At 75.0% G+C, this 23607-nt stretch carries 22 protein-coding genes and 1 CRISPR repeat array; of the genes, 15 read left to right on the top strand and 7 right to left on the bottom strand.

The genetic code is table 11. The features are described 5' to 3' along the window. Positions 1-129 precede the first annotated feature (129 nt). Complete coding sequence (locus J0910_RS24075; protein ID WP_420160812.1) at positions 130-426, bottom strand: hypothetical protein; 297 nt, start codon at positions 424-426, stop codon at positions 130-132. 327 nt (positions 427-753) lie between these two features. Beyond that, on the bottom strand, positions 754-1068 hold the full coding sequence (locus J0910_RS24070) for a hypothetical protein (RefSeq protein ID WP_420160811.1): 315 nt from the start codon (positions 1066-1068) through the stop codon (positions 754-756). Positions 1069-1179: 111 nt separating this feature from the next. Between J0910_RS24070 and J0910_RS24065 the strand changes: the two genes are divergently transcribed. The 7 genes from J0910_RS24065 to J0910_RS24035 all read left to right on the top strand — a co-directional run bounded on the left by J0910_RS24065 (position 1180) and on the right by J0910_RS24035 (position 8194). Then, the gene (locus J0910_RS24065; RefSeq protein ID WP_420160810.1) at positions 1180-1956 is read left to right on the top strand and encodes a helix-turn-helix domain-containing protein; all 777 of its coding nucleotides are present in this window, start codon (positions 1180-1182) and stop codon (positions 1954-1956) included. Beyond that, entirely contained in the window at positions 1953-2132 is a 180-nt protein-coding gene (locus J0910_RS24060) for a DUF397 domain-containing protein (RefSeq protein ID WP_420160809.1), read from the top strand. The genes J0910_RS24065 and J0910_RS24060 overlap by 4 nt, the downstream gene beginning before the upstream one ends. An 884-nt stretch (positions 2133-3016) precedes the next feature. Then, positions 3017-3403 (top strand): hypothetical protein, encoded by a 387-nt coding sequence (locus tag J0910_RS24055; RefSeq protein WP_420160808.1) that lies wholly within the window; start codon positions 3017-3019, stop codon positions 3401-3403. A 236-nt stretch (positions 3404-3639) separates the two neighbouring features. After that, positions 3640-3972: direct repeats of the CRISPR family, unit length 28 nt; unit sequence GTGAGCCCCGCGCATGCGGGGATGGACC. A gap of 198 nt (positions 3973-4170) precedes the next feature. Further along, positions 4171-6144 carry an acetoacetate--CoA ligase gene (locus tag J0910_RS24050; RefSeq protein WP_420160807.1) on the top strand — a complete coding sequence of 658 codons (1974 nt, stop codon included), beginning with the start codon at positions 4171-4173 and terminating at the stop codon, positions 6142-6144. Positions 6145-6244: 100 nt separating this feature from the next. Beyond that, a complete protein-coding gene (locus J0910_RS24045) occupies positions 6245-7495 on the top strand; it encodes a heparan-alpha-glucosaminide N-acetyltransferase domain-containing protein (RefSeq protein ID WP_420160806.1) in 1251 nt (416 codons plus the stop codon). Positions 7496-7655: 160 nt separating this feature from the next. After that, positions 7656-7874, top strand: a complete 219-nt coding sequence (locus tag J0910_RS24040; RefSeq protein ID WP_420160805.1) for a hypothetical protein — start codon at positions 7656-7658, stop codon at positions 7872-7874. Between the two features lie 134 nt (positions 7875-8008). Beyond that, positions 8009-8194, top strand: coding sequence for a hypothetical protein (locus tag J0910_RS24035; protein WP_420160804.1), 186 nt, complete (start codon positions 8009-8011; stop codon positions 8192-8194). A gap of 55 nt (positions 8195-8249) precedes the next feature. On the opposite strand, the gene J0910_RS24030 is transcribed toward J0910_RS24035, so the two are convergent. Next, entirely contained in the window at positions 8250-9020 is a 771-nt protein-coding gene (locus tag J0910_RS24030; RefSeq protein ID WP_420160803.1) for an enoyl-CoA hydratase-related protein, read from the bottom strand. A 220-nt stretch (positions 9021-9240) separates the two neighbouring features. Between J0910_RS24030 and J0910_RS24025 the strand changes: the two genes are divergently transcribed. Next, positions 9241-9444 (top strand): hypothetical protein, encoded by a 204-nt coding sequence (locus J0910_RS24025; protein ID WP_420160802.1) that lies wholly within the window; start codon positions 9241-9243, stop codon positions 9442-9444. Between the two features lie 2 nt (positions 9445-9446). Continuing rightward, positions 9447-11936, top strand: a complete 2490-nt coding sequence (locus J0910_RS24020; protein WP_420160801.1) for an ABC transporter permease — start codon at positions 9447-9449, stop codon at positions 11934-11936. 359 nt (positions 11937-12295) lie between these two features. On the opposite strand, the gene J0910_RS24015 is transcribed toward J0910_RS24020, so the two are convergent. Next, a complete protein-coding gene (locus J0910_RS24015; RefSeq protein ID WP_420160800.1) occupies positions 12296-12982 on the bottom strand; it encodes a TetR/AcrR family transcriptional regulator in 687 nt (228 codons plus the stop codon). Positions 12983-13219: 237 nt separating this feature from the next. Between J0910_RS24015 and J0910_RS24010 the strand changes: the two genes are divergently transcribed. Then, a complete protein-coding gene (locus J0910_RS24010; protein WP_420160799.1) occupies positions 13220-14821 on the top strand; it encodes an MFS transporter in 1602 nt (533 codons plus the stop codon). 93 nt (positions 14822-14914) lie between these two features. Here the strand turns inward: J0910_RS24010 and J0910_RS24005 are convergent, their stop codons facing one another. The 3 genes from J0910_RS24005 to J0910_RS23995 all read right to left on the bottom strand — a co-directional run bounded on the left by J0910_RS24005 (position 14915) and on the right by J0910_RS23995 (position 17789). Next, positions 14915-15385: a PTS sugar transporter subunit IIA gene (locus J0910_RS24005; RefSeq protein WP_420160798.1), complete on the bottom strand. Its 471-nt coding sequence runs from the start codon at positions 15383-15385 to the stop codon at positions 14915-14917. A 212-nt stretch (positions 15386-15597) separates the two neighbouring features. Then, the gene (locus J0910_RS24000; RefSeq protein ID WP_420160797.1) at positions 15598-16281 is read right to left on the bottom strand and encodes a hypothetical protein; all 684 of its coding nucleotides are present in this window, start codon (positions 16279-16281) and stop codon (positions 15598-15600) included. 101 nt (positions 16282-16382) lie between these two features. Then, positions 16383-17789: an APC family permease gene (locus J0910_RS23995; protein ID WP_420160796.1), complete on the bottom strand. Its 1407-nt coding sequence runs from the start codon at positions 17787-17789 to the stop codon at positions 16383-16385. Positions 17790-18117: 328 nt separating this feature from the next. Here J0910_RS23995 and deoC point away from each other — a divergent pair, with 328 nt between their 5' ends. The 5 genes from deoC to J0910_RS23970 all read left to right on the top strand — a co-directional run bounded on the left by deoC (position 18118) and on the right by J0910_RS23970 (position 23372). Further along, positions 18118-19059 (top strand): deoxyribose-phosphate aldolase, encoded by a 942-nt coding sequence (deoC, locus tag J0910_RS23990; RefSeq protein WP_420160795.1) that lies wholly within the window; start codon positions 18118-18120, stop codon positions 19057-19059. A 102-nt stretch (positions 19060-19161) separates the two neighbouring features. Further along, positions 19162-20586, top strand: a complete 1425-nt coding sequence (locus J0910_RS23985) for an aldehyde dehydrogenase family protein (RefSeq protein ID WP_420162073.1) — start codon at positions 19162-19164, stop codon at positions 20584-20586. After that, positions 20579-21553: an aldehyde dehydrogenase family protein gene (locus J0910_RS23980; RefSeq protein ID WP_420160794.1), complete on the top strand. Its 975-nt coding sequence runs from the start codon at positions 20579-20581 to the stop codon at positions 21551-21553. The genes J0910_RS23985 and J0910_RS23980 overlap by 8 nt, the downstream gene beginning before the upstream one ends. Positions 21554-21628: 75 nt before the next feature. Further along, positions 21629-22225: a GNAT family N-acetyltransferase gene (locus J0910_RS23975; RefSeq protein ID WP_420160793.1), complete on the top strand. Its 597-nt coding sequence runs from the start codon at positions 21629-21631 to the stop codon at positions 22223-22225. Between the two features lie 349 nt (positions 22226-22574). Next, the gene (locus J0910_RS23970) at positions 22575-23372 is read left to right on the top strand and encodes a purine-nucleoside phosphorylase (protein WP_420160792.1); all 798 of its coding nucleotides are present in this window, start codon (positions 22575-22577) and stop codon (positions 23370-23372) included. Positions 23373-23607: the final 235 nt, after the last annotated feature.

Raw genomic sequence — 23607 nt, 5'->3', positions numbered from 1 at the left:
GTGAAGGGGAAGAGAGGACAGCGGCGGGCCGGGGCACCCCCCCTCTGACGGTGCCCCGGCCCGCTCCCCCCTTATGGCCCCGCACCCGCCCGGCGCTGGAAACCGCGACGGGGCGGGGGCATGTGAAGCTCAGACGCCCACCGGCGAGGCCGCCGCCAGGGCTTTTCTGCGCTCATAGTCGAGGTAGTGCCCTCGCACCAGGGCCGCCGGAGGGTCCAGGGCCGAAGCATCCACCACCGGCCCCACCGGGGCGGCGTGCCGGGGTACATAGGAGCGGACCCGGGAGCCTGCAGGGCGCCGCACTGCAGAGCGGACGGGCCGGAACGAAGGGCGTTCAGGGCGGTCGTGCCAGACGGCGTTGTGCAAGCCGCGCGTGGGGCGCACCAAACGGGCCACCAGGGCGACCAGAGCCCCTATTCTGTTCATGCTTACCTGTCCTCCTGTTCAGGTAGGCCGCGCTCCCGGGCCGCTGCAACGGTCGCGGGAGCCTTGCTCGTCTACGCCAGCCGGAGACCGGCGGCCGGGGGTTCAGTCCGTGCTGCGGGATCGCCGGGGAAGCGGCGGGCGCTGCGCCGGGACGGCAGCGCGAGCCGGGCGCACCCGGGGTGCGGCCATCCGCGCCACCCATTCCGCCGCCCTCTCCGCAGCGGTATCGGGTACCGCGCTCGGCGGCGGGCCGGTCGGTTCGTTAGGGCAGGAGGTGTGCGGCGCGGGCACCACCCGGCGGCACCACTTGCACCACCTCACCGGGGCTCACCCCGCCTCGCGGCCGGCCCAGGCCACCGCCGCCACGTCGAGCACGTTGGCCACCCGGCGGACCAGCTCCCCGGCATCCCAGGCCGGGATATCGGTCACCGTCACGTCGGTGACCGGCGCCCGCTCGTCCGGCTGCCCCCACACGAAGGCCCACCGGGGCCGCCCCAGCTCATCCCCGGCCAGCGCGACCACCACCGCATCCCAGCGCGCACCGGCCACGATGCAGGGCAGCACATCCCCCGCCCTGGTCACCCGCTTGTGAACATCGAGGGGGATCGAAGCCTCCCGGAACGCCTTCACGGCGGCTTCCATTACCCCGTCTCGTTCCGCATCCGAAATGTTCATGCGTCTGAGCGTGGCCGGATGTGTCCATGTCCCCAAGCAAGTGCCGCCAAGATGCAAAAAGACGTTTAGTATCGGCACATGGCGACCTCCCAGTTTGCATCTCGTCTTAAAATGTTGCGCGACGTTGCGGGGCTGACGTTACGCAACCTTGCCGAGGAGCTGGGAGTTACGGCTAGCACCATCTCTCGCTGGGAACGCGAGGAAACGACTCCCAAGCGCGATGACGTGGAAAAACTTGATGCTGTGCTAGGTGCGCAGGGGAAGTTGCTGCGCTTGTGGACGTCTCAAACGTCGGGATCCACGCTGCCGCCATGGATGCAAGACACTGCACGACTTATGGCGGAAGCTGTCACTATCGAGTACTTTTCACCGGTTCTTGTCCCGGGCATGTTGCAGTGTCCGGAATATGCCGAGATGGTGTTCCGGCACGGTCAACCACTAGAACCGGTCGAAGAAGTGCAGCGGCTGGCGATGGCTCGAAGCAGCCGTTACGAACAGCTCCGACATGGACGAGATCCCCAGATAAGTGCTGTCTTCCCCATGAGTGCACTCACGTGTGTGCCAGAGGGCCCCCGCAAGGCGCAAGCAGCCCACCTGTGCGGGATAGTAGACACCAGCCGCGTGACCGTCTGTCTCGTCCCGGAAGGAACGCTACTCGTGGGCATCACATCTCCGCTGCTCATGGTGAGACTGGCGGACGGGGGGAGAGCTGCTGCGTCCGATCACATCGTAGGTAACGTCCTCTTGGACGAAGAATCCACTGACTGGGCGCGGTTGGACCAGCTTGCCAAACAGGCGTTCGCCGTTGCACTCCCCTCCCACCAGTCACGCAACCTGCTAGGAGACATGCAATGACGTCCGAATGGCGGAAGTCGAGCTACAGCGACACCGGTGGTCAGTGCGTGGAGTGTAGGACCTATGCGGGCACAGTCGCCGTTCGTGACACGCAGAACCGCGAGCACGGGCACATCGCCGTCCCCGCCCGCGAGTGGGCCGCCCTGATCGCAGACATCCGGGCCGGACACATCTAACCGCGCCGCACGCGCAGCCCCCCGACGCGGCCACGGCGCCGAAGCGGACGAGCCGGATCGGAAGTGCCAGTAGCCCGGACGGCCCCCCGGAGCCGGTGGCTGTGAGAACTTTCCCTACGCGATCAAGGCAGCCCGCCCGCGCCATGGGCGCGGGCGGGCTTTCGCGTCCCCCGGGCGGTTGGTCGGCCGAGGTCGGGTGCGCTTGGGCGGGCATCCGCGCTGCGCGCCCTCCTCCGTCGGGTGCTCGCGCGGCACCCGCCCCGCGCCCCTCCCCGGCCTCCCTTCCCCCGGCTGCCCGCGCACCCCGCCGCGCCCCGGCCGACGCGCGGACCCCGCCCGCGCCGGGAACACCTCTCCCACTCGGACGGGGAGGCGCCCGGCCGTGTGCGCCCCGCTCTGACCGGCCCGCCCGGGACGCCCGCCGCGCGGGGGAGGTGCCTGCCCGCTGCGCGCGCCCGGGTCCGTCCACCACTCCGCATCGGCGCGGGGCCCCAAGCCGGGCGGCCCGGCGGGCAAAGACGCGGTGGAGCCCCGGAGGGCCCCGACGCGCCGGGCAAGCTTAAGGCCGCCCGGCTCCCGCGCCGCTGCTCCCCGGCGACCGGACCCGTACCCGCTCCCGTGGGGTGCCCGGCCCGCCGGGAGACGCGGAGCGAAGGGAGACGCGGGAGGACCCGTGGCCAGGGGCGTGCTTTTCGCGGCGGGTCACGCCGCGCCCGGGGCATCGAGCCCCGCCGAGGCGTCCGCCCAACGCCACCGGGGCCACAGGTCGCACCCGGGCGGTTCCGGGCCGGTCGGGCCCGCCGGCGAACCGCGCCCCGGGCCCCCTCCCCGCCGCTTCCACGGGACGGCAGACCCGACCGCCCCTCACCGGGTAGCGTGCGGGCATGGACAACGTCGCGCGCATCGAGGCCGCCCCCACTGCGCGCCGCCGCGCCGCCAAGGAGGCGTTCGACGCCGACCAGGCCGACCGCGCCCAGCACGCCCAGGCCCAGCGCATCGCCGAGTTCCTGCACCGCGACGGGGCCGTGGTCATCACCTGCGCCGACGACGACCAGCGCGAGGCCTCACGCCGCGCCGGGCGCCGCGCCGGAAGGATCCGGGGCCACCGCATCCGCACCATGGTCTTGGAGACCGGCGATGTCGCCGTCTGGGAGCCCGACCGCCACACCAACCCGCTACAGGTGAGGTTGGACGCCCGCCGCGCCGACCGCCGGTTGGACGAGGCGCTGCGCGCCATGGGCCCGCTCACCGGCCCCCAACCGCCCGACTGAACCGGCCCGCACTGGCCCGCCACTGGCCCGAATCTTCTGGAAAACCCCGTCGCACGGTGGCACACCACGACACACCGCCGACCGGCCCACACCACCGGCCCCGCCCCGCCGCAGGTCAGCGCCACCCCCTCTGACATGCGAAAGGGCGGCACCCCACCGGATGCCGCCCCGACCCTAGAGCTCAACTCAGGCGGGGATGGACCTGCACGGCAGTAGGTGCCGAACATGACGGCATCGTGAGCCCCGCGCATGCGGGGATGGACCGCCGCCCACCGGATTCGCCGGGCCGCACCGCCGGTGAGCCCCGCGCATGCGGGGATGGACCCCCGTCGACGGCAAGCGGCATTAGCAGGGCGTAGTGAGCCCCGCGCATGCGGGGATGGACCCGCGTTCCGGGTGCGGGGGTTGCTGCTGGTCGGGTGAGCCCCGCGCATGCGGGGATGGACCTCCAGGCCGAGACCGTATGGAGAGCATCGGAGCGTGAGCCCCGCGCACGCGGGGATGGACCGCCCTCCTGGTAGCCGCGGACCTCCTCTGGGGCGTGAGCCCCGCGCAGGCGGGGATGGCTCCGGCGTGGTCCCGCTCCAGGTCGAGTACGCGCTGTGAGCCCTGCGTGTGCGGGGGCGGTCACGGAAAGTCTCTCTCCTGCGGCGCGGCGCCCCCGGTGATGCAGGGCACAGTGCGGGTGTTGTTAGATGGCCTCGATCACGGCGGCCGGCGGGCGTCCGCGGGGCCGTCTGCAGTGCGGTACGGAGGAGGCGCGGACGATGACGCAGGCACGGCCCCCGGTGCTCTGGACCCCGAGTGAGGAGCGGAAGGAGCGCGCCGGCATCACCGCCTTCGCGCGGTGGGCGCGGGAGAACCGGGGCGTGGACGCGCCGGAGGGGGACTACGAGGCGCTGTGGCGCTGGTCCACCACCGACCTGGACGGGTTCTGGGCCGCGATCTGGGACTACTACGGGGTCCGGCCGGACACGCCGCGCGGGCCGGTGCTGGCCGAGCGGGCCATGCCGGGCGCGGTGTGGTTCCCCGAGGCCCGGGTGAACTACGCGCGGCACCTCTTCGAGGGGCGCGACGACGGCGCCGTCGCCATCCGGCACGCCTCCGAGCTGCGGGTGCTGGGCGAGTGGACCTGGGGCGAGCTGCGCCGCCGCACCGCGGCGATCGCCGCCGGGCTGCGCCGGCTGGGCGTCGGCAAGGGCGACCGGGTCGTCGCCTACCTGCCCAACATCGCCGAGGCGGTCGCGGCGTTCTACGCCTGCGCCTCCATCGGCGCGGTCTGGTCGTCCTGCTCGCCCGACTTCGGGGTGCGCAGCGTCATCGACCGGTTCGCGCAGATCGAGCCGAAGGTGCTGCTGGCCGTGGACGGCTACCGCTACGGCGGCAAGGACTTCGACCGCACCGGGGTGCTGGAGGAGCTGCGCGCGCAGCTGCCCACCCTGGAGCACACCGTGGTCCTGGACTACCTGGGCGCCGGGTCCCCGGTGGAGGGCGCCCTGGACTGGGCGGAGCTGGAGCAGAGCGGCGAGGGCGCCGAGCTGGAGTTCGAGCCGGTGCCCTTCGACCACCCGCTGTGGGTGCTCTACTCCTCCGGCACCACCGGGCTGCCCAAGGCCATCGTGCAGGGGCACGGCGGGATCCTGCTGGAGCAGCTGAAGAACCTCAACCTGCACCTGGACGCCCAGGAGGACGACCGGGTCTTCTGGTTCACCACCACCGGCTGGATGATGTGGAACTTCCTGGTGAGCGTGCTGCTCACCAAGGCCTCCATCGTGCTGTACGACGGCAGCCCCGGCCACCCCGACATGGGCGCGCTGTGGGACCTGGCCGAGCGCGCCGGGGTGACCGTCTTCGGCACCAGCGCGAGCTACCTGTCCGGCTGCATGAAGCAGGGCGTCCACCCCCGGCAGGGGCGGGACCTGTCCGCGCTGCACGCGATCGGCTCCACCGGGTCGCCGCTCAGCCCGGAGGGGTTCGACTGGTGCTACCGGGAGTTCGGCGACGACCTGTGGCTCTTCTCCACCAGCGGCGGCACCGACGTGTGCAGCTGCCTGGTCGGCGGGGTGCCGACGCTGCCGGTCTACGAGGGCGAGATCCAGGCGCGCTCGCTCGGCATGGCGGTGGCCTCCTGGGACCCCGACGGCAAGGAGCTGGTCGGCCAGGTCGGCGAGCTGGTGCTGACCGAGCCCGCGCCGTCCATGCCGCTGTACTTCTGGGGCGACGAGAGCGGCGAGCGGCTCCGGGACAGCTACTTCTCCATGTACCCCGGGGTGTGGCGGCACGGCGACTGGATCGAGATCACCGAGCGCGGCACCGCGATCATCTACGGCCGCTCCGACTCCACCATCAACCGGGGCGGCATCCGGATGGGCACCAGCGAGATCTACCGCGCGGTGCTCTCCCTCGACGAGGTCGTCGACGCGCTGGTGGTCGACGTCCCGCAGCCGGACGGCGGCTCCCGGATCGAGCTGTTCACCGTGCTGCGCGAGGGCGCCGAGCTGGACGACGCGCTGACCCGGGCGATCGCCCGCCGCATCCGCGAGGACTGCTCGCCGAGGCACGTCCCCGACGCGGTCCGCGCCATCTCCGAGGTGCCGCGCACGCTCTCCGGCAAGGTGCTGGAGGTGCCGGTCAAGCGCATCCTGATGGGCGAGCCGGCCGAGCGGGTGGCCAGCCGCGACTCGCTGGCCAACCCGGCGGCGCTGGACTACTTCTCCGGGCTGGCCGGCGAGGACGGCTGACCCGGCGGTCCCGCCCCGCTCCCGCCGGCCGCCCGGCCGAGGGGAGCGGGGCGAAGAGGGGCGAAAGCGGATCAGCCCGGCAACCGTCTACTCTGGCGGCGTGACCCCTCAGCAACCGCAGCCGCAGGACCGCGGCCCCCTCGGTCCGGCCGCCGGGGACGCGCCGCGCCCCCGGCGGGTCGAAGGGGTGGACGCGGCCCGCGCCCTCGCCGTGTTCGGCATGCTCACCGTCCACCTGGGCGTCGGCTCGCTGGGCCTGGCCGGGCTGGCCGGGGAGGACGCCGCCGAGGCGTTCCACGGGCTCACCCGAGGCCGCTCCTCGGCGCTCTTCGCGTTCCTGGCCGGGCTCTCCCTGGCGCTGATGACCGGGCGCACGGTGCCGCTTCGCGGCTGGGAGCTGCGCCGCCCGATCGCGCGGATCCTGGTCCGGGCGCTGGCGCTGGCGCTGCTCGGCGGGTTCCTCGACCTGCTCGGCGCGCCGGTCGCGGTCATCCTCACCTACTACGCCGGGTTCTTCCTGCTGGCGCTGCCGATGCTGCCGCTGGGCGCGCCCGCGCTGGCCGCGATCGCCGCCGCGGTCGCACTGGCCGGCCCGCAGCTGTCCTACCTGATCCGCTCGGGCATGGCCGGCGACGACGTCCGGGAGGACTCCATCGGCGGCATCGCCGACCTGCTGCTCACCGGCTACTACCCGGCGGCCACCTTCATGGCGTTCGTCGCCGCCGGGATGGCGGTCGGCCGGCTCGACCTGCACTCGGCGCGGGTGCGGCTGGGCCTGGCCGGCGCCGGCGCGGGCCTGGCCGCCCTGGGCTACGGCGGGTCCTGGCTGCTGCTGCACCCGCTGGGCGGGCTGGACCGGATCGCGGCCGACCTGGCCGGGGAGCACGGCGCGGCCATGGCGGCGCCCATGCGCACCTGGGCGGAGGAGCAGCTGGGCGAGATGCACGGCCAGGTGCCGGTGGACTCCCCGTCCTGGCTGCTCATCGCCTCTCCGCACAGCGGCACGACCTTCGAGGCGGTCGGCGCGGTCGGTTCGTCGCTGCTGGTCCTGGCGGCCTGCCTGGTCGCCGCGGAGCGGGCCAGGGCGCCGATGTACCCGTTCGCCGCCGCCGGGGCGATGGCGCTGACCGTCTACGCCGGCCACATCCTGGTGATGGCCTCCGAGGGCATGTCGCACATGGACACCGCCCCGTTCCGGTGGGAGCTGTTCGTCGGCACCGCCCTGGTGCTGTGCACCCTGTGGCGGCTGCTGCTCGGCCGCGGCCCGCTGGAGCGGGGGCTGGGCCGGCTGGCCGACGCGGGCGCCTCACTGGTGCCGGACCAGGAGCCGCCCGCCGCCCGGCGCCGCTGAGCCGCTCCTCCGACCGGGCTCTCACCCTCCCCGCGAAAGCCGCCCCCGGCTGCGGTTCCGTCGCGGGCTCCCAGGACTCTCCCAGGGATTCCCCGGACTCCTCCCGGCTCCGTCCGCTTCCGTTCACCCCGTGGTCACCGGACGGAAGGAGCACACGGCCATGGCGGAGCAGCGGAGGCGGACCGGGGCGGACCGGGGGCGGGAGGAGTCCGCCGCGCGGATGCGCCCCGGCGGGAACGCGGGCGCAGGCGGCGGCCACCAGGTGCGGAGCCTCTACTGCGACGCCGACCGCCCGCGCTTCTACCGGGAGAAGACCGAGTGCCTCAGGTTCCGGCGCAAGCTGCGGGTCCGCGCCCCTGAAGGGCCGGACGGCGGATGACGTACCGATGATGGCCGGCGCCGCCCCAGGCGGTCCGCCGTGAGCCCGCGTACGCGGGGACGGCGGTGTGGGCCCCTCCCTCTCCTTCCGCGTCCGCCTTGACGCGGAGAAAAGGGCGGCGGAACGATGTCCCGATGGTCAGTGTCTCTCTCCTGCTGATGGTGGGCTTCCTCCTGCTCGTGCTCATCGCGGTGGGCGCCGTGGTGATCGTGGCCGTCTCCGCGTCGTCGAAGCGCCGGAAGGCGCAGCCTCCGCGGAATCAGTGGCAGGCTCCGCCCGGTCCTCCTCCCGGGCCGCCGGGGCCGCCTCCGCAGTGGTGATCCCGGAGCCGTCGGCCGAACGGGCCGCTCGCGGAGCGGGCCCGGCCGCGGCGGTCTAGGCGGGCCACTTCGGCGGGCGCTTCTCCAGGAAGGCGGCGATGCCCTCGCGGGCCTCGGGGGTCTGGCTGGTGGCGGCCATGACCTCGACCGCGTAGGTGTAGGCGTCCGCCTCGGGGCGGTCGAACTGGGCGTAGAGGGCCTGCTTGCCGAGCGCCTTGCTGCGCGGGGCGCCCCGGGTGGCGCGGTCCAGCAGGTCGCGGGTGGCCGAGGCGAGGTCGGCCTCGGGGACGGCCCGGTTGACCAGGCCCCATTCGGCGGCGGTGCAGGCGTCGACGACGTCCCCGGTCAGCGCCATCTCCATGGCGCGCTTGCGGCCGATGGCGCGGGAGATCGCCACCATCGGCGTGTGGCAGAACCAGCCGCCCTTGCCGCCGGGCGCGGCGAAGCCGGCGTCGTACCCGGCCACCGCCAGGTCGCAGGCGGCCACGAGCTGGCAGCCGGCCGCGGTGGCCAGCCCGTGCACCTGGGCGATCACCACCTGCGGGACGGACTGGACGGTGCGCATCAGCCGGGTGCAGGTGAGCAGCAGGTCGCGGGCGGAATCGAGGTCCGCCTCGGCGAGGTCGGCGAAGTCGTGCCCGGCGCAGAACACCGGCCCGGCCCCGACCAGCACGACGCCGGCGGCGTCGGTCGCGGCGACCTCCTCGAAGGCGGCGATCAGATCGAGCATGTGCGCCTTGGACAGGGCGTTGCGACGGTTCGGGAGGTTCATGGTCACGGTGGCGCGGGCCCCGGAGCGCTCCACGAGAACGCGGTCGTTGCTCATGGCCCCGACGCTACGCCGCGGGGGCGCGCCCGTCACGCCTCCGTTCTCCTCCGGGGCGCCTTTGCGTCCCGGGCGGCTTTCTTCTCCGTTTTCGGCGGATGAATCAGCAGGTCCCGGCTCTGGTCGCGGCGGACGGGGAATGGGCCCGGCTGAAAGTCGGGGGGAGTGGGTCGGCCGTTCGGCCGATTTCCGGGGAAGGGCGCATTCCTAGGGTCGCGGTATGCGAAACCCTCCGGAATCGAGCGGACCCCCCGTCGCCGTCGAAGCGGCGGGGCCGGTGAAGACGTACGGGGAAGGCGGCGCCGCGGTGCACAGGCCGCGCGGGGCGGACGTCGGCTTCGGGCGCGGCGGCAGGGCCGAGGACGAGATCGGCGCCCCCACGGCCGACCCGGTGTCGGCCGCGATGCTGAAGCCGGAGGGCTGACCGTGTGGCGGACGATGCTCGCCGGGATGCGGGCCTACCGCGCCCGGCTGATGATGGCCGCGCTGGCGACGGTGATCGGGGCGGCCTTCGTGGTCGGCACGCTCATCCTCGGCGACACCCTCAAGGCCGACACCGAGCGGGCGGTCACCGCCAACACCGCCAAGGTGGACGTGGCCGTGCTCGCCCCCGGCGGGCTGCGCCCGCTGCCCCGCTCGGCCCTGGAAGAGCTCGAAGCGCTGGACGGGGTCGCCGGGGCGCAGGGGGCGGTGCAGGGCACCGCCACCCTGCTCGGCCGGGACGGGCGGCCGCTGCGCACCGAGCCCGCGGCGGTCTCGGCGACCGTGCGCACCTCGATCGCCGAGGGCCGCGCGCCGGAGGCGGACGGCGAGGCGGCGCTGGCCGAGCAGACCGCGCGCAACGCCGGCTTCGCCGTCGGCGACCGGATCGGGGTGCTGGACGCCGAGGGCCGGGAGCGGAAGGTCACCGTGACCGGGCTGGTGGACACCCAGGGCGAGGGCGACCTCGCGCTGCAGGGCGCGGCCGTCTTCACCGAGCGGACCGCGCGCGAGGTCACCGGCCGGGACGGGTACGCGGGGATCTACCTGGACGCCGCCCCCGGGACCGCGCCGGAGGAGCTGCGGGACCGGGCCGCCGCCGCGCTCGGGGACGGCGGGAACGAGGTCCTCACCGGCCGCCAGTGGGCGGAGATGAAGGCCCAGGGCAGCGGCATCGACCCGGCGCTGCTCGCCACCGGCCTGCTCCTGCTCTCCCTGGTCGCCCTGCTCGTCGCGGGCCTGGTCATCCAGAACACCTTCGGCGTCCTCATCGCCCAGCGGACGCGGGAGCTGGCGCTGCTGCGCTGCGTCGGCGCGTCCCGGGGGCAGGTGTTCGGCCGGGTGCTCGCGGAGTCCGCGGCGGTCGGCGCGGCCGCCTCCGCGCTGGGGGCCGTGCTCGGCGTGGCCGCGGGCTACGGTGCGATCCCGGTCTTCCACGCGTTCGGCAACGACATCCCCTACTCGATGGTCACGGTGGCCCCGCTCTCCCTGGTGCTCGGGTTCGGCGCCGGCCTGCTGGTCACCGTGGCGGCCGCGGTGCCGCCCGCGCACGCCGCGACCAGGGTGCCGCCGATCGCGGCGCTGAACGGCACCGAGGAGCGGGCGTCGGGGCCGATCGGGCCGGTGCGCGTGGCCGCCGGCGCTGCGGCCTGCGCGCTCGGTACGGCGGTGGCCGCGGCGGGCGCGGTGGTGATCGGCGGCGGCCCGCCGGCGCTGACCCTGGTGGTCTGCGGCGGGATGCTGTTCTTCCTCGGCGTGGTCGCGCTGGGCCCGGCGCTGATCGGCCCGGCGGTGCGGCTGGTGGGATTCCTGCCGGGGCGGCTGCTCGGTACGCCCGGCCGGCTCGCGGTCGCCAACGCCCGGCGCAGCCCCAGGCGGGCCTCGGCCACCGCGGTCGCGCTCGCCGTCGGGGTCACGCTGATGACCGGGGTCTCCGTGGTGATCGAGAGTTTCTCCGAGTCGGCCGCGGTGGGCGTGGAGAAGGCCGTCCCGGTCGACTACGTGATCACCGCGCCGGGCGGGGGCCGGGGCGAGCAGATCCCGGCCTCGGTGGTGGACCGGCTGCGCGCCGCCGACGGGGTCACCGAGGTGGCGGGCCAGCGCGAGGCGCTGGTGGAGCTCGACGGCCGGGACGCCTCCATCGCCCACCTGGCCGCCGGCGGCCCGATCGATCAGGCGGAGGTGGTCGACGGGGCGCCCCTGGACGAACTGGGCGCCGACCGGCTGGCGGTGAGCGCGGACCGCGCCGAGGAGTTCGGGCTGGAGGCGGGCGACAAAGTGCAGGTGCGCACCGGCGGGGACGCGTTCGAGCTGGAGGTGGGCTCGATCGTGCGCGGCGAGCCGTTCCCGCCGTTCTCGATGAGCGAGCAGGGCCACGTCTCCCGCTTCGGGGACCGGGGCTACGGGGCGGTGATGCTCGACGTCTCGCCCGATCTGGCCCCGGAGGAGGCGCGGGCGATCGTCGAGGAGGCGACGGAGGAGTTCCCCACCGCCTCCATCACCGGGACCGACGACGCCCGGGCCCAGCTGGAGGGGACCCTGTCGGACTTCGTCATGGTCATCACCGGACTGCTCGGACTGGCCGTGCTGGTCTCCCTGGTGGGGATCGCCAACATGATGAGCCTGTCGGTGATCGAGCGGAGCCGGGAGTCGGCGCTGCTCCGGGCGCTGGGGCTGAGCCGGCGCCGGCTGGGCCGGATGCTCACCGTGGAGGCCCTGGTGCTGGGCGCGGTGGGCGCCTGCATCGGCGTGCTGCTGGGCGTCTCCTTCGGGCTGGCGGCGGTCTCGGTGATCCGGGAGGACCTGGTGATGGTGGTGCCCTACGGGAGGATCGCGCTGATCGTCGCGGCGGCCGCCGCCGCGGCGATGGCGGCGGCCCTCCTCCCGGCCCGCCGGGCGGGGCGCACCTCCATCACGGCCTCCCTCGCCGCGGAGTGACGGGCCCCGGCCGCGCAGGGCGGGCGGGCCCGGCACCGGGCCCGCCTCTCCTCCGGAGAGCCGTTCCCCGGGGGACGGCGGCCGCCGGTGAGGGGGCGGGCCGTCCTGCCGGCGGCCTGAGGGGCGGGCCGTCCTGCCCGGGGCAAGCCCGCCGGCCGCCCCGCGGGCGCTGCCCGGGGGCGGTCCGGGACGGGGCACATCCCGGCCGGTCGGCGTGGGGCGCTCCGCCCCGGAGCGGGCCGTGCCCGCCGTGCGGAGCCGGCGGCCCGCTCCTCCCGGGCGCGGCGGGAAAACCGGTGGCCTGCGGAGCGGCGGGCGTGGCAGGATGCTCCGCCGGGGCGCGGCCGCTCCGGCCCGGGTCAGTCGGTCCGCGGGGCGGGGGCCGCTCCGGAGGGCTCCGGGGCGGGGGCGTGCCAGGGCTCGGTGAGGGCCGGGACGAGCGCCTCCAGGTGCGCCTCCATGGAGCCGAGGAGGGTGTCGGCGTCCGGTCGGGCGCGGCGGCAGATCGTGGTGGAAGCGGTGTGCATGGCGGCGCCGAAGGTTCCGGCGAGCAGGGCGGGGCGGGGGTCGGCCACCGGGTCGACGCCGCAGCGCTCGGCGATCAGGGCGGTGAGCCGCTCGACGTGGCGGTCCCCGGCGGCGAGCCGGGCGGCCAGCAGGCGGGGCGACTCCGCGTAGAGCGGGATGATCCGCAGCAGGCCCACGACCAGGTCGGGGTCGAGCTCCCGGCGGGCGTCGCGCACCGCGTTGACCAGGGCGGTGTAGGGGTGCTCGGAGAGCGGCCGGGCGCGGACCTTCTCCAGGAAGGTGCCCTCGATGTCGTCCTGGATGGACAGGACGATCTCGTCCTTGGACGCGAAGTAGCGGAACAGGGTCCGCTGCGAGACGCCGACGGCGGCGGCGATCTCCTCGGTGGTCGCGGCGTCGAAGCCGCGGGCGCAGAACAGATCGAGTGCGGCGGAGACCAGGGCGGCGCGGGTGCGGGCCTTCTTGCGTTCGCGGAGCCCGGCGGCGGGGCGCTCCGGCGCGGAGGTGATCCCGGTCACCGCGGCCTCCGGGGCCGCGGGCGGGCGGGCCTCCTCGGGTCGTCCTCGTCCATGGTGCCCACCTCCGTGTTCGGGTCGTGCGCGCGCCGGTTCAGGGGCGCTCCTGAGCGAGGATACCGCCGGAGGCAAAACTTGTCAGTGATTGCCGATTGTCAGTCGCTGCCACTAATTTGATCCGGGGTGCCCGGTGGACCGCCGGGAGCGCCGATCAGTACCGGTGACGAGAGGTGGGGGACCATGACAGCGACCGTCGAGGCAGCGGCGCCGGAGAGAACCGGGGGCGGCCCCAGGGGCCTGCGCGGCGGCCCGTGGGGGACGCTCGTCGCGATCGCCTTCGGCGTGATGATGGTGGCGCTGGACGGCACCATCGTCGCGGTGGCCAACCCGGCGATCGGCGCCGATCTGGACGCCTCCCTGGCCCAGCTGCAGTGGGTCACCCACGGCTACCTGCTCGGCCTGGCGGTCTTCCTGATCACCGCGGGCAAGCTCGGCGACCGCTACGGCCACCGCCGGGTCTTCCTGATCGGGGTGGTCGGCTTCACCCTCACCTCGGTGGCGATCGCGCTCTCCTCGGCGGTCGCCCCGCTGGTCGCCTTCCGGATCCTGCAGGGCGTCTTCGGCGCGACCATCGCGCCCGCCGCGATGGGCCTGCTCCGGGCGAGCTTCCCGCCGGACCGGCTGGGCCGCGCGTTCGGCGTGTTCGGCAGCCTGCTCGGCGGCGCCACCGCGGCCGGCCCGATCGTCGGCGGCGTCCTGGTGTCCGCGTTCAGCTGGCACGCGGCCTTCCTGATCAACATCCCGGTCGGCCTGGCCGCGCTCGGCCTGGGGCTGTGGCTGCTCGGCCCGAACCGCTCCACCGACCCCGGCTCGCGGATGGACCTGCCCGGCATCGGCCTGCTCAGCGTCGCCATGTTCGCCCTGGTCTGGGCGCTGGTGGAGGCGCCGGTGAAGGGCTGGACGCACCCGGAGACGCTGACCGTGCTCGGGGTGGCCGCGGTGTTCGCCGCCGCCTTCGTGCTCTGGGAGCGCCGCGCCTCCTCGCCGCTGCTGCCGCTGGGCATCTTCCGCTCCGCGCCGATCTCCATCGGCGTGGTGCTCATGGTGCTGATGGCGCTGGGCCTGATGGGCTCGCTCTTCTTCATCACCTTCTACCTGCAGGGCGTCCGCGGGCTGACCCCGCTGGAGACCGGGCTGCAGCTGCTGCCGCTGACCGCGATGATGGCGGTCTTCGCCACCCCCTCCGGCCGGCTGATCGACCGGGTGGGCACCCGGGTCCCGACGGTGGCCGGCCTGGTCAGCGCGGCCGTCGCGCTGTTCATGCTGTCCCGGCTGGCCCCGGACACCGGGATCGCCTACACCTCGGTCGCCTTCGTGCTGCTGGGCGTGGGGCTGAGCATGGTGATGACCGGCGCCACCGCGGCCATCCTGACCAGCGCCCCGATGTCGCTGGCCGGGGTCGCCTCCGGGATGCAGCAGGCGGCGATGCAGCTCGGCGGATCGCTGGGCACCGCGGTGCTGGGCGCCATCCTGTCCGCGCGGATCGTCGCCACGCTGCCCGGCCACTACACCGGCGCCGGGCTGGACGCCCCGGGCGCGGAGGAGACCGCGGCCATGCAGAGCACCGTCTCCCAGGGCGGCGCGGCGGTTCCGGACGGCGCCTCGCCGGACGTGGTGCAGGCCGTCACCCAGGCCAGCAACCTGGCCTTCCTGGACGGCATGCACACCGCGTTCGGCGTCGCGGCCGGGGTGATGGCGTTCGCCGCGGTGCTCGCGCTGTTCATGAAGCCCGCGCCCAAGGAGGGCGGCGCCGGGTCGGCGGAGCCGGTCGTGCACCTGTGACGCGGGCGGCCGGGCGGCGCCCTTCCGCCCGGCCCCGGCTCCCGGGCGGCCCGCTCGGGGCCGGCGCCGGGCGGCGTGCCGGGGGAGGCGCGGTCAGGCCCCGCTCTTCTCGTAGTCGGAGATCATCGCGTGGATGGCGGCCGGGTCGCCGGTCTCCTTGAGCTCGCGCAGCCGGGCGGGCTCCCCGAGCATCCGGGCCAGCTGGGACAGGGCGCCGGAGTGCCCGTCGTGGTCGATCGCGGCCAGCCCGATGACCAGCTCCACCGGGTCGTTCTGCGGGTGGCCGAACTCCACCGGCGAGGCCAGGCCGGCCCAGGACATCCCGGTGCGCAGCACCGCCGAGGAGGGGCGGGCGTGCGCCAGCGCCAGGCCGGGCGCGATGACGATGTAGGGGCCGTACTCCTCGACCGCGGCGAGCATCTGGCCGATGTAGTCGGGGGTGGTGGCGCCGTCGGCGACCAGCAGCTCCCCGGAGGCCCGTATCGCCGACCGCCAGTCCTGGGCCTCGATGCCGGTGACGATCGCCTCCACCGGCAGGAGCTGGGACAGCGACGTTTCGGCCATGGGCCCTCCCGGCACCGGTCACGCGTTCGGCGCGGCGCGGGCCGCCTGGCGGGGCGCTCCCGGCGAAGCGGCGCGGCGCGGCGGTCCGGACGGTGGACCGCACAACAAAGGTAAATCCCGTTCGCCGGAATGCAACCGATCCCGAAGTGGGGTTTCGTGTCCTTTTTGCGGCTGCTTTGCGGGGCGGTGGCCGGTATCGCACCGGGGCGGGGTCAGTCCCGGCGGTTCATCCGGGCCGCGGTGCGGTCCCGGTGCTCGATCCCGTCGCTGGTGGTGCGGGTGGTGGAGCGGATCAGCCGGCGGGCGTCGTCGGCGGCGGCGCGCACCGCGTCCGGCGCGGCGGCGCGGCGGCCGGGCCGCTCCTCCTCGGGCGGCAGGCCGATGCCGCCGGGCAGGCCGGCCCGGCTCACCACCCGCAGCTGCACCGTCTCCTGGGAGACCGAGGGGCGGATGTCGCCGGTCGGCGTCTTCCAGGCGCGCAGCCGGTGCGCCAGCCACTCGACGCCCTGGTAGCCCTCGCCGAGCGGCCAGGGAACCCCGTCGGGGCGGTGGCTCAGCGCGTGCAGCAGGTCGGCGGTGGACCAGCCGGCGGAGAAGAACCGGGCGGCCTCGCCGCGCAGCGCGGCGAAGTCCACGCCGCGCAGCGAGGCGTCCCGCCGGCGCACCACCTCGCAGGCGCGGTGCACGTCGCTGGGGGTGTGCAGCGGGCGGGTCAGCGGGTCGGGCTCGGCCGGCGGGGCGAGCAGCTCGTCGTCGACGGTGAGCACGACCTCGCGGTCGCGCCGGTTCTCCCAGATGCCGATCCGGTCCCGCGGCCAGCCCTGCGACTCGGCCAGCGCCCAGGCGAGCCGGCGCAGGTCCAGCCCGTCGGTGGAAGTGATCCGCAGCTCGGCCATGGCCGCCCCCCTGCTCAGCGCCGTCCGGTGCCGTCTCCGTCCGGGCCGGCCGCGGCGGCCGGCCCGGACGTCCAGACTACGGCGGATGAGGGGCGGGCGCCTCAGCCCCGGCCGGTGTCCCGGGCGGCCGGGGAGCCGCCGTCCGGGGCGGCGCCGCCCTCCTCCGCGGCGGGCCCGTCCTCCTGCTCGGAGAAGTCCAGCACCGGCGGGCGGCGGCGGAACCCGCCGGTGATCCGGGCCAGCTGCACCGTGCCGAGCGCGATCCACACCCCGCCGACGGCGAAGGCGAGGCCGCTGAGGTTGGTCCACAGGTAGAGGGTGAAGGCCAGGCCGACGCCGGGCAGCAGTCCGTAGCGGAGCAGGTCGGCCGGGGAGCGCAGCCGCTCGCGGACCAGGAAGTGCGCGATCACCGAGAGGTTCACCGCGGAGAAGGCGAACAGCGCCCCGAAGCTGATGAACGAGGCGACCGTCTCCATGTCCAGGAAGAGCGCGCCGAGCGCGACCGCGCCGGCCAGCAGGATGTTCAGGTCGGGGGTGCGGAACCGGGGGTGGAGCCGGCCGAAGACGCGCCGGGGCAGCGCGCCGTCCCTGCCCATCGCGTACAGCACCCGGGCCACGCTGGCCTGGGAGCTGAGCGCCGAGCCGCAGGCGCCGATGATCAGCGCGGTGGTGAGCAGCGCGGTGAGCAGCGGGCCGCCGAGCACGCCCATCAGGTCCAGCGAGGCGGCGTCGGGGTCGGCGAAGCCGTGGCCGGGCAGGATCATGTGGCCGAACCAGGCGGCGGTGAGGAAGATCAGCCCGCCGAGCAGCGTCACCAGCATGATCGCCCGGGGGATGTCGCGGCGCGGGTTCCTGCTCTCCTCGGCCAGCGTGGTGACCGCGTCGAAGCCGAGGAAGGACTCGGTGAGGATGGCCGCGGCGGCGATCACCGGCAGGACCTCCAGGCCGGAGCCGACGAACGGGGCGAGCGGGTGGATGTCGCCCTGCCCGAGCAGGTGCCGCAGGCTGAGCGCGAAGAACAGCGCCATGAAGAGCGCCTGCGCCCCGACGATGAAGGTGTTGACGCCCGCGACGACCTTGATGCCGCGCACGTTGAGCAGGGTGATCGCGGTGAGGAAGAGCGCCACCCAGGCCCAGGCGGGCACCGACGGGAACTGGGCGCTCAGGTAGATCCCGATGGTGACGTAGTTGATGAGCGGCAGGAACAGGTAGTCCAGCATCATCGTCCAGCCGACCATGAAGCCGCTGCGCGGGCCGATCGAGCGCTGGGCGTAGACGTAGGCCGAGCCGGTTGAGGTGTACACCCTCGACATCCGGCCGTAGGAGTAGGCGGTGAACAGCATGGCCGCCAGGGCGACCAGGACGGCGCTGGGCAGGCGGCCGCCGGAGATGGCGGTGGCCACGCCGTAGATGGTCAGGATCGTGGTCGGGACCAGGTAGGAGAGTCCGAAGAGGACCAGGTGCGGCAGTCCGAGGACGCGCTTGAGTTCGGTGCGGGCTTCCGGCATGAGAGACGGGGGGTCTTCCTGGGTCGAGCGGGCAGAGGCTGCTAACACCGCCGTTTCGCGGATCGTGAACGGAAATCCGTCGTCATAACCGAGGTCTGCAACGGAATCCTTGGTTTTCTCGGGCAATGAACGTGAAATCTATATCACATCACCCCGGGGGCGACGGAAGGAGTGAACGTGAATCTTTACCTTCCCGGCTCGGGTCCCGGGGCCGTCCGGAGGCCGGGATCCCCGGCCCCGCGGCGCCGGGCGCGCGGCGCGTTAGGGTGGCCCCAGGCGAACCCCGGGGACCCCCGGGCGGACCGACGACCAGCCGGTGAGGTGGACCGTGCAGCAGACCGCGATCGCCGAGGCGCCCGCCTCCAACCGAGCCCTCCGCGACTTCCTGCACGGGCTGCCGGGCGTCGACGAGGTGGGCGTCGCCAAGCGCGCCGCCGGGCTGGCCACCCGGTCGGTCAAGACCACCGCCAAGGCCGCCGCGATCGACCTGGCCGTCCGCATGGTCGACCTGACCACGCTGGAGGGCGCCGACACCCCCGGCAAGGTCCGGGCGCTGGCCGCCAAGGCCCGGCGCCCCGACCCCGCCGACCCCACCGCGCCGCCGGTCGCCGCGGTCTGCGTCTACTCCGACCTGGTCGCCCCCGCCGTGCAGGCGCTGCGCGGCAGCGGGGTGGCCGTCGCCTCGGTCGCCACCGCCTTCCCGGCCGGCAGGGCGCCGCTGGAGGCCAAGCTCGCCGACACCCGCCGCGCCGTCGCCGACGGCGCCGCCGAGATCGACATGGTCATCGACCGGGGCGCGTTCCTCGCCGGCGACTACCTCAAGGTCGACGAGGAGATCCGCGCGGTCAAGGAGGCCTGCGGCCCCGCCCACCTCAAGGTGATCCTGGAGACCGGCGAACTGGCCACCCTGGACAACGTCCGGCGCGCCTCCTGGCTGGCGATCCGGGCCGGCGCCGACTTCATCAAGACCTCCACCGGCAAGGTGAGCCCGGCCGCCACCCCGCAGGCCGTCCTGGTCATGCTGCAGGCCGTCCGCGAGCACCGGGACCGCACCGGGGCCCTGGTCGGGGTGAAGCCGGCCGGCGGCATCCGCACCACCAAGGACGCCATCCGCAACCTGGTCATGGTCGGCGAGACCGCCGGCCCCGAGTGGCTGGACCCCGCCCTGTTCCGGATCGGCGCCTCCAGCCTCCTCAACGACCTGCTGATGCAGCGGACCCGGCTGGGCACCGGCACCTACCCGGGGCCGGATTACTTCACCATCGACTGACCGGCGCCCGGCGCCGCCGGGGGACGAGAGGAGAGGACCGCAGTGGACGGACGGCCGCCCGCAGGGGGCGCGGACGCCGGTGCGCCGAGCACCGGATCGCCCCTGGAGTACGCGCCCGCACCGGAGTCGCGCGCCCAGGTCGTACTGGAGCCCGGCTACGAGCCGTTCATCGACGGGGAGTTCGCCCCGGCCAAGACCGGCGAGTACCTCACCACGTCGAACCCGGCCACCGGCGAGCCGCTGGCCGAGGTGGCGGTCTGCGGGGAGGCCGACGTGGACCGGGCGGTGGCCGCCGCCCGCCGCGCCTACGAGACGGTCTGGCGGGACATGCCCGGCGCCGAGCGCGGCAAGTACCTGTTCCGGATCGCCCGCATCATCCAGGAGCGCTCCCGCGAGATCGCGGTGCTGGAGACCCTGGACAACGGCAAGCCGATCAAGGAGACCCGGGACGCCGACGTCCCGCTGGCCGCCGCGCACTTCTTCTACCACGCCGGCTGGGCCGACAAGCTGGCCTACGCCGGGCTCGGCCGCGACCCCCGCCCGGTCGGGGTGTGCGCCCAGGTCGTGCCGTGGAACTTCCCGCTGCTGATGCTGGCCTGGAAGATCGCCCCGGCGCTGGCCGCGGGGAACACCGCGGTGCTCAAGCCCGCCGAGACCACCCCGCTGTCGGCGCTGCTGTTCGCCGAGATCTGCCGGGAGGCCGACCTCCCGCCGGGCGTGGTCAACATCGTCACCGGGGCGGGCGAGACCGGCCGGCTGCTGGTCGGCCACCCCGGCGCGGACAAGGTCGCCTTCACCGGCTCCACGGCGGTGGGGCGGGGCATCGCCCGCGCCGTCGCCGGCACCGGCAAGCGCCTCACCCTGGAGCTGGGCGGCAAGGGCGCCAACATCGTCTACGACGACGCCGCGATCGACCAGGCCGTCGAGGGCGTCGTCACCGGGATCTTCTTCAACCAGGGCCACGTCTGCTGCGCCGGGTCCCGGCTGCTCCTCCAGGAGTCGGTCGCCGAGGAGTTCCTGGACCGGCTGCGCGACCGCATCTCCCTGCTCCGGCTGGGCGACCCGCTGGACAAGAACACCGACATCGGCGCGATCAACTCCGCGGCGCAGCTGGAGCGGATCCGCGAGCTGGCCGCCGCCGGCGAGGCCGAGGGAGCGGAGGCCTGGACCGCCCCCTGCGCGCTGCCGGAGCGCGGCAACTGGTTCCCGCCGACGGTGTTCACCGGCGTCACCCAGGCGCACCGGATCGCCCGGGAGGAGATCTTCGGCCCGGTGCTGAGCGTGCTGACCTTCCGCACCCCCGACGAGGCGGTGGCCAAGGCCAACAACACCCCCTACGGGCTCTCCGCCGGCGTGTGGACCGAGAAGGGGTCGCGGATGCTGTGGACCGCGCAGCGGCTGCGCGCCGGAGTGGTGTGGTCCAACACCTTCAACGAGTTCGACCCGGCCAGCCCGTTCGGCGGCTACAAGGAGTCCGGCTACGGCCGGGAGGGCGGGCGCCACGGTCTGGAGGCCTACCTTGGCTGAGAAGAGGGCGGAGAAGAAGCGGACCGGGAAGGCGGCCGGCCAGGGCGCGCCGGCCGGGCCCGCCCGCGCCGAGGGCGCCCGCCGGGAGCGGCCCGAGCCGGGCACCCCCCGCGAGCGGCTCGCGGTCCGCAAGACCCACAAGCTCTACATCGGCGGGGCGTTCCCCCGCTCCGAATCGGGGAGGTCCTACTCCGTGGCCTCGGCGGACGGCGCACACCTGGCCAACGCGGCGCTGGCCTCGCGCAAGGACGCCCGGGACGCCGTCGCGGCGGCGCGCAAGGCGTTCGGCGGCTGGTCCGGCCGGACCGCCTACAACCGGGGCCAGATCCTCTACCGGGTCGCGGAGATGATGGAGGGCCGCCGCGCCCAGTTCGCCGCCGAGACCGCCGCGGCCCGCGGCGCCCGCCGCCCGGAGGCCGAGGCGGAGGTCTCCGCCGCGATCGACCGGTGGGTCTACTACGCCGGCTGGACCGACAAGGTCGCCCAGGTCGTCGGCGGCGCCAACCCCGTCTCCGGGCCCTACCACAACCACTCCGTCCCCGAGCCGACCGGCGTCGTCGCGGTGCTCGCGCCCCAGGACGCGCCGCTGCTCGGCCTGGTCTCGGTGCTGGCCCCGGTGATCGCCACCGGCAATACGGCGGTGCTGGTCGCCGCGGAGCGGGCGCCGCTGCCCGCGGTCGCGCTGGCCGAGGCGCTGGCCACCTCCGACCTGCCCGGCGGGGTGGTCAACCTGCTCACCGGCCGCACTGCGGAGCTCGCCCCGCACCTGGCCGCGCACGCCGACGTCAACGCGCTCGACCTGGCCGGCGCCGGGGACCTCGCCGCGGAGCTGGAGGAGGCCGCGGCGGACACCCTCAAGCGGGTGCTGCGCCCGCAGGAGGCCCCGGACTGGTCCGCCGACCCCGGGCTCTCCCGGATCACCCCGTTCCTGGAGACCAAGACCGTCTGGCACCCGGTCGGACTGTAGAACCGCACCCGGCCGGGCCGCAGCGCCCGGCCCGGGGGCCGCGGCGCGGGCCGGGAGGAGGAGGCTCGAAACCCCATGACCGTCCCCCGAACCGCCCCCGGCGGCGCCGCCCCGCACCGCGCCCCGGTCGAGCTGCTCCGGCTGGACCGCCCCGGCCCCCGGACCGAGCGGGCCCGCGCCCGGGTCGGCGGGCTCCGCCCGGCCCCGGGGCAGCGCCGCTTCGTCGCCCCGGTCGCCGCCACCCTGCCCAAGGCCGACGCCGCCGCCGGCCAGGTCCCGTTCGCGGTGCTGAGCGGCGGGGAGGAGGTCGGCTTCGGCATCCTCGACACCTCGGTGCCCTCCGGGACCGGCGTGGTCCCCGGCACCGCGATCACCGACGCCCCGGAGCGCGCGGTGCTGCTCCGCTCGTTCCTCATCGCGCTGGAGCGGCAGGGGCAGGGCATCGGCCGCGCCGCCTGCGCCCGGCTCGACCCGCTGGCCCGGGAGGTGGCGCCGGCCGCCCGGGAGATCCTGCTGACCGTGAACACCGCCAACCCGGCCGCCCGCCGCGCCTACCTGGCCGGCGGCTTCGCCGACACCGGCCGCCTCTACCTCGGCGGCACCGCCGGCCCCCAGCACGTCCTGGCCAAGCCGCTGCCGCCCGCCCCGGGGCCCGCGTCGCCGGCCCGGTGACGGCCGGGGCGGGACCCGGCCCCCGCCCCTCGGGGAGGCCGCCGGCGCAGCCGCTCCGGTGGTTCTCCGATGAAGGGCGTCCCCGCCGTTCCGCCCGCCCGCGCGGGCCCGTTCAGACCGGGGCCGCGCCGCTCTCCGCCGCGGTCCGGGGGCGGTGCCGGCGCGGTCGGTCCGGGTGCGGGGAGCCTGCAGGCGGGTCCCCGCCCCCGCCGCCGGGCCCGCGCCGGGGCGCCGCGGAGCCGGCCGGAACCCGGGACCGGCGCGGCGGAAAGGGCGCGGACCGTTGCCATCGGGGCCGGTGTGGGGGAAGGATCACGGCAGGCACCGACGACCGCGAGGAGAGGCGACCTTGACCACCGATCCGACCGTCCTGGCCCGAAAAGCAGCGGACGAGCTGCGCAACCGCACCGGAAAGGACGCGTTCCGCGCCGTGATCGTGCTCGGCTCGGGGTGGGGGCCGGCCGCCGAGGCGCTCGGCGAGGTCCAAGAGGAGTTCCCGGTCACCGAGCTGCCCGGCTTCCCCGCGCCCACCGTCGGCGGGCACGCCGGAACCGTCCGCTCGGTCCGCGCCGGCGAGGCCGACGTGCTGGTGATGCTCGGCCGCACCCACCTGTACGAGGGGTACGGGCCGGACGCGGTGGTGCACGGGGTGCGCACCGCGGTCACCGCCGGGGCGGGCACCGTGGTGCTCACCAACGCCGCCGGCGGCCTGCGCCCGGACGTGCCGGTCGGGTCCCCGGTGCTGATCAGCGACCACATCAACCTCACCTCGCGCTCGCCGCTGCGCGGCGCGGAGTTCGTCGACCTCAGCGACACCTACGACCCCCGGCTGCGGGCGCTGGCCAAGGAGATCGACCCGTCCCTGCCGGAGGGGGTCTACGCGGCGATGCCCGGACCGCACTTCGAGACCCCGGCGGAGATCCGGATGCTCCGCGCGCTCGGCGCCGACCTGGTCGGCATGTCCACCGTGCTGGAGGCGATCGCCGCCCGCGCCCTGGGCGCCCCGGTGCTCGGCCTCTCCCTGGTCACCAACGTCGCCGCCGGGCTGGCCGAGGGGCCGCTGGACCACACCGAGGTCCTGGAGGAGGGCCGCAGGGCGGCCGCCGGCGTCGGCGGGCTGCTCGCCGGGGTCGTCCGCAGGATCTGACCCCCGGGGGCGCCCTCCGCGCCCCGTCCTCCCCCTCCCGCCGTCCGCCCGCTCCCTCCGCGGCGGGCCCGGCGCCGCCGCACCGCAGCCTCGGACGGAGCGGCACCGGGCCCGCCGGGGAAGGGGCGCGAGTCCCTTGGGAATCCACATGCGCGCCCGTTTCTCGCCAGGTAGTCCGCGGTACCCCCGAAGCCGGCCCCGCACCGCGGCGGCTCCGCCCGCCCGGCCCGGCACC

The organism is Nocardiopsis oceanisediminis (assembly GCF_048595525.1).
GTDB lineage: Bacteria > Actinomycetota > Actinomycetes > Streptosporangiales > Streptosporangiaceae > Nocardiopsis_A > Nocardiopsis_A oceanisediminis.
Note: the sequence above shows the minus strand (reverse complement) of the source record. Positions and strands in the feature narration are given on the sequence as shown.